Annotated in this window: 6 protein-coding genes; all 6 read right to left on the bottom strand. The window is 73.9% G+C overall.

Annotated features, from left to right (window positions below):
- Positions 1 to 67: 67 nt before the first annotated feature.
- The 6 genes from AB0I21_RS37370 to AB0I21_RS37395 are packed head-to-tail and all read right to left on the bottom strand — an operon-like array spanning position 68 to position 5836.
- Positions 68 to 1009 (bottom strand): GNAT family N-acetyltransferase, encoded by a 942-nt coding sequence (locus tag AB0I21_RS37370; protein ID WP_360568374.1) that lies wholly within the window; start codon positions 1007 to 1009, stop codon positions 68 to 70.
- Between the two features lie 2 nt (positions 1010 to 1011).
- Positions 1012 to 2025 (bottom strand): hydroxyacid dehydrogenase, encoded by a 1014-nt coding sequence (locus tag AB0I21_RS37375; RefSeq protein WP_360568375.1) that lies wholly within the window; start codon positions 2023 to 2025, stop codon positions 1012 to 1014.
- A complete protein-coding gene (locus AB0I21_RS37380; RefSeq protein ID WP_360568377.1) occupies positions 2009 to 3016 on the bottom strand; it encodes a hypothetical protein in 1008 nt (335 codons plus the stop codon). The genes AB0I21_RS37375 and AB0I21_RS37380 overlap by 17 nt, the downstream gene beginning before the upstream one ends.
- Positions 3017 to 3018: 2 nt before the next feature.
- Positions 3019 to 4041 (bottom strand): NAD-dependent epimerase/dehydratase family protein, encoded by a 1023-nt coding sequence (locus tag AB0I21_RS37385; protein WP_360568379.1) that lies wholly within the window; start codon positions 4039 to 4041, stop codon positions 3019 to 3021.
- A gap of 5 nt (positions 4042 to 4046) precedes the next feature.
- Entirely contained in the window at positions 4047 to 4919 is an 873-nt protein-coding gene (locus tag AB0I21_RS37390) for a carbohydrate ABC transporter permease (RefSeq protein WP_360568381.1), read from the bottom strand.
- The gene (locus AB0I21_RS37395; RefSeq protein ID WP_360568383.1) at positions 4916 to 5836 is read right to left on the bottom strand and encodes a sugar ABC transporter permease; all 921 of its coding nucleotides are present in this window, start codon (positions 5834 to 5836) and stop codon (positions 4916 to 4918) included. The genes AB0I21_RS37390 and AB0I21_RS37395 overlap by 4 nt, the downstream gene beginning before the upstream one ends.
- Positions 5837 to 6000: the final 164 nt, after the last annotated feature.

Below are 6000 nucleotides of genomic sequence, written 5' to 3' on the forward strand. Positions count from 1 at the left end.
GTGAGGCTACGCTTTGTTCCACCGCACTACCCGGCGACCGCCGGGCGATTCCCCCGGTGCCCGAACGTCACAGGTAGTCACCGGGCCAGTGGAACGCCCCCGGCGCGGCGGTCATCGCGGCGAGCAGCTCCGGGGCGGCGTGTAGGGGCCGGAGCATCCCAGTGGTGTCGGTCTCGGTCACCGGGTCGCGCAGCAGCCGGGGCAGCGCCGCGTCGACCGCAGGGTCGGCGGGCAGCCGGGCCGTGCAGCGCTGCACGCCCGCCGCGCGGGCGTCCTCGGCGACGGCGGCGAACAGGGCGCCGAGGGCGTCCTCCCGGCCCGGCCGGCACGCAGCCTCCAGGACTTGTACCTCGCCGGCCGTGCGGCGCAGGACCACGTACCCGCCGAGGCGGCCGCGCCGGTGGGCGACGAGCACCTCGGCCGGCGGCGCGTACCAGACGGGCACCCGGCGGTTCCAGTCGTCGGCGGTCCGGACGGTGGTGAGTGAGCGGTGGGCGTTGAACGCCCGGTGGGCTGCGGCAAGCCTGCTCCATTCGGCCAGCGAGCCGGGACCGGTCGTCCAGCCGGAGGACGGTGAGGCCGCTTCGGCGGTGCGACCGGCCGGGGCCGGTGTGCCGGTCGGGTAGCGCAGCGTGAACGGTTCGAAGCCGCTGCCGCGGTAGACGTCCGGGGTACCGGTGAACAGCAGCGACCAGGAACAGCCGTCCGCCGTCATCGCGGCCAAAGCCAGGTCGAGCAGGCGGCGGGCGTGGCCGCGGCCGCGGGCCGCGGGGAGGGTCGCCACGTTCGCGATCCCGCCGACCAGGTGCACAGCGCCGTCGGCGGCGCGCATCCGACGAGGAAGGTAGTAGACGGCGGCCAGAACCGTCGCCGCGTCCACCGCGACGAACGTGCGGGGGAAGCGCCCCGGGTCGCCGGCCCACAGCGGGAAGACGTCCGTGTCGGGAAAGGCCGTCGACCACAGGGCGCGCAGCGACGGCTCGTCGGCGGGGATGGCCGGGCGGTGCACGGTCAGCCCATGCGGGTGAGCAGCTGCCGGGTCACCGCGTGGGCGAGCGGCCGCCCCGCGGCGTACCGGGCGATCTCCTCCACCACGATCGCGCCCTGACGGCGCCGCCCCTGCACCGTGCCGGCGGCCTGGTGCGGGGTGAGCAGCACGTTCGGCAGCGCCCGCAGCGGGTGCCCGGAGGGCAGCGGCTCGTCGTCGAAGACGTCCAGGGCCGCGTCGATGCGGCCGGTGGACAGCTCGGCGACCAGCGCCGCCTCGTCGACCAACCAGGAGCGGGCCGTGTTCACCAGGCCGGCGCCGTCGGGCAGGAGCGCCAGCTCGCGGGCGCCGAGCAGGTGCCGGGTCTCCGGCAGGACCGGCGCGTGCAGCGCGACGATCCGGCTGCCGGCGAGCACCTCGTCGAGCCCGGCCAGCCGCACACCGAGCGCGGCCGCTTCAGACGCGGAGAGGGTCGGGTCGGCCAGCGTCACCTCGGCGCCCAGGGCGCGCACCAGCGAGACGTAGGCGCGGCCGGTCCGCGACGCGGCGACGACACCGACCTGGCAGCCGAGGATCTCGTCACGCGGCGGCGCCTGCTCGGCGGCGTCCCACGCGGCGCCCGCGTGCAGGGCGTGGTCGAAGCGGGGCAGCCGGTGCAGCAGCGCCAGCGTGAAGGCCAGCGCGACCTCCGCGACCGACCGGGCCATGCCCTGCCCCGCCTGCGTGACGGCGATGCCCCGGTCGAACACCCCGTCGGTGACGAACGGCTTGACCGACGCGCCGGTGTGGGCGACGAGCCGCAGCCGCGGGGCCAGGTCGAGCAGGCCGGCGTCCAGCCGCGGGAAGCCCCACGCGGTGACGAGCACCTCGGCGCGGGGCAGCCACTGCGCCGCCGCGGCGTGGTCGTCCACCAGGACGCAGTCGGCGACCTCGGCCAGCCGGGCGCCGACCTCGGCCGGGAAGAACTGGCCGCGCAGGGCGGGCGGCACCGACACGACGGTCACCGGCAGCCGTGGCGCGTCACCGGAGCCAGGCATCGCGGTGCTCCTCGACGAAGTCGTCGTCCGTCAGCCACGGGTAGGCGGCCGCGACCCGGGTCAGCTCCTCGGCCTGGCCGGCGGAGAGCCCCTCGTCCGGGTCGAGGCACCACACGCCGGCGAGCAGCCCCTGCCGGCGCAGCACCTCGTGGACGCCGGCGATGCAGCCGCGGAAGGCGTTGGCGGCGTCGAACACGGCGGCGTTGGCGTCCGTGACCGCCGCCGCGCGATCCGTCAGCTCGGCGAGCGTGACGGCGTCGCCGTCGCGGGCCGCGCGGACCCGGTCGAACATGGCCACCGCGGCGCGGGTCCAGACAGCCCACTGGCCGAGCAGGCCGCCGGCGAAGCGCCGCCCGGCGAACCGGCCGAGCAGGTCGCCGACGATGTGGTCGTCGTTGCCGGTGTAGAGGGCGACCTCTTCGCCCCGGTCGGCGGACACGATGCCGCGGACGGCTTCCAGGGTGCGGTACCGGTCGAACGGCGCGAGCTTGACCGCCACGACCGACGGCAGGTCGGCGAACGCCCGCCAGAACGCCGTCGACAGGCGCGGGCCGCCGATGGCAGGCTGGAGATAGAAGCCGACCACCGGCAGTACCGTGCCCACCGCCCGGGCGCGCTCCAGCAGGGCAGCCTCGTCGGCGCCCGGCACGACCGGCGACAGCAGCACGGCGTCGTAGCCGAGGCCGGCGGCGAGCTCGGCCTCGGCGACCGCCTGTGCCGTGTCGCCGCACGCCCCGGCGATCTTCACCACCGGCCGGCCGGCCTCGGCGTCGACCACCTCGGCGGCGAGCGCCAGCACCGGTGCGAGCAGCCCGGCCTGGCGGATCTCGAACTGGGTGGTGTGCACGCCGACAGCGACGCCGCCCGCGCCCGCGGCCAGGTAGTAGCGGGTGAGCGCGCGCTGCCGCCGCTCGTCGAGGGCCCGGCCAGCGGTGAGGGCGAGGGGGTGCGCCGGGATGACGGTGCCCGACCGGAGCAGATCAAGACCCACGGTCAGAACCTCCCGTCGCGGACGGCGAACTTGGTCGGCTTGCCCGAGGTGGGCAGGCCGGCGGCGAGCCAGTCCGCCTGCCAGTCGACGAGGGTGCCGAGCGGCACGTCCGGATAGCCGAACAGCGCGTGGCAGCGGGTGGCGTCGTTGAGCAGCGCGGCGGGGGCCTCGGTGCCGGTGATGGTCACCGGCCGGCCGAGCCGTTCGCCGAACCTGGCGGCGAGGCGGCGCACCGGGGCGGTCTCCGGGCCGGTCAGGTTGAGGGTGAACACGCCGGTGCTGGCGTGGCGCAAGGAGCGCAGGGCGACCTCGTTGGCGTAGCCCTGCCAGACCACGTTGACGTGGCCGGTGGTGACGTCGATCGGCGTGCCGGCGAGGACGGCCTGGCCGACGTCGGCGAGCACCCCGTAGCGCAGGTCGACCGCATAGTTGAGCCGCAGGACCGTCACCGGGGTGCCCCTCGTGGCGGCGGCGTGGGCGAACACCTGCTCCCGGCCGAGGCAGCTCATCGCGTAGTCGCCGAGCGGACCGGTCGGGTCGTCCTCGACGCAGCCGCCGGAGGCGACCGGCACGAGCGGGTAGACGTTGCCGGTGGAGAACGCCGCGATCCGGGCGCCGGCGTAGCGGCGGGCGACGGCGGCAGGCAGCACCGCGTTGACGACCCAGGCCAGGTAGGGGGCGGCCGAGGTGCCGAACTTCGCGCCGACCATGAACACCACGTCGGTCGCGTCGGGCAGCTCCCGCAGGTCGTGGTCGCCGAGCAGGTCGAACGGCACCGGTTCGACGCCGTCGGCGGCCAGCGCCGCGGCGGCCTTCTCGTCGGACCAGCGCGACACGGCGTACACCCGGTCGCCGGTGCGCCCGGCCGCGTCGAGGCCGCGGCGGGCCAGGCGGCACAGCGACGGGCCCATCTTGCCGCCGGCGCCGAGGACGACGAGGTCGCCGGCGCCCTCGGCGAGGTCGGCGACGAGCGCCGGCGACGGCCGGGCGAGCCGGTCCTCCAGTTCGGTTTCGCTGCTGAACACGGGTCTCATCCTTTGATTCCGGACATCGTGACGCCCTCGGTGAAGTACCGCTGGCCGACGAGGTAGGCGGCGAAGATGGGCACGAACGCGATCACCGAGCCGGCGAGCATGACGTTGAGCGGCACCTGTTCCTGCTGGAGCGAGGCGATGCCGACGGTGAGCGTGCGCATGTCCCCGCTCTGCCCGATGATCAGCGGCCAGAGCAGGTCGTTCCAGTGCCACAGGAAGACGAACACGCCCAGCGTGGCGAGGATCGGCTTGCACAACGGCAGCACGATCCGGGTGAACATCCGCCACTCCGACGCACCGTCGATGCGGGCCGCCTCGAACAGCTCATCCGGCAGGCCCTGGATGAACTGGCGCATCAGGAACACGGCCTGGGCGTTGGCGAGGGTGGGCAGGATCAGGCCCCAATAGGTGTCGACGCCGCCGGCCTTCGCGATGAGGATGAACGTCGGGATGAGCGTCACGTGGTACGGCACCATCACCATCGCCAGGAAGGACCAGAACATCGTCTCCCGGCCGGGGAAGCGCTTCTTCGCGAACGCGTAGCCGGCCATCGCGGCGAGCAGCAGCACCAGCACGACGCTGACGACCGAGTAGATCGCGGTGTTCAGCAGCCAGCGCAGGATGCTCTGGGCCTCCAGGACCTTGCCGTAGGCGCCGGTGTCGATCGGCCACGGCAGCAGGCTGCCCGGGAACTCGACGGCCGCCGCCGGTTTGAGGCTCAGGACCACCATCGCGTAGAAGGGGAACAGCGTGATGACGCTGGCCACGGCCAGCAGCACGGTGCGCAGCACCTTGCCGGCCGGGCCGGGCTGCAGGGCGCGGTAGGCGCGGGGCCGACGGGGCCGACGGGGCGCGGTCGTGACGGTCACTTGTCCCTCCCGAGGGCCAGCCGCTGGATCAGCGCGACGAAGAGCGTGAGCACGAACAACGCGACGCCGATGGCACTCGCGTAGCCGAGGTCGAAGTACTTGAAGCCCTGGTCGTACAGGGCCATGACGAGTGTGTAGCTGGCCCGCGCCGGGCCGCCGCCGGTCATCGCGTAGACGAGGTCGAAGACCTGGAACGAGGCGGTCGTCTCGATCACCAGCAGGAAGAACAGCACCGGCCGCAGCTGCGGCAGGACGATCCAGCGGAACCGCTGCCACGGCCCGGCCCCGTCGGTGAGCGCCGCCTCCTCCTGCTCGCGCGGTAGGTCCTGCAGGCGGGCCAGGACGATGAGCATGCCGTAGCCGAAGTGCGACCAGACGCCGACGAGGGCGAGCGCCGGCAGGACCAGGGTGGTGGAGGCGAGCCACGAGTCGTCGGGCAGCCCGAACCAGCCGAGGATCCGCGACCACGGGCCGTCGCTGGAGAAGACCCACGCGAAGATCGTGGCCACGAGCACGAGGCTGGTGACGACCGGCAGGAAGAACACCGAGCGGAAGAAGCCGACGCCGCGGAAGCCGCGCCGGACCAGCAGGGCCAGCCCGACCGAGACGGCGACGGTCACCGGCACGTACAGCAGGGTGTAGACGACGGTGACCCGCAGCGCCTGCCAGAAGACCGGGTCCTCGGCGAGGCGGCGGGCGTTGTCCAGCCCGGTCCACTCGGCGTCGGCGCCGATGGAGTACTCCATGAACCCGAGCACCAGCCCCGCGATCGCCGGGCCGAACCGGAACACGAGGAACAGCAGGAACGCGGGAAGGACGAAGAGCAGACCCCACCGGGCCTCGCGCCGGGCCACAACCCGCCGGGTCCGCCGCGCAGGCACCTGCGCTATGTCGGCCACCTGTGCTGTTTCGGCCATCCGCCGTCCTTTCCGTGAACAAGGGAGCCAGCCCGCCGCGAGGGTGCCGCGGCGGGCCGGACCGGAGGTTAAGGATCTTCGTGAGGTAGGCGGATAGCGGCGGCCGGAGGGATGCTGGTAGGCGGGGGGTGGCTGACATGAACACTCTTCGTCTGGCACATAGG

The organism is Dactylosporangium sp. NPDC050588, assembly GCF_040654975.1.
Classification (GTDB): Bacteria; Actinomycetota; Actinomycetes; order Mycobacteriales; family Micromonosporaceae; genus Dactylosporangium; species Dactylosporangium maewongense.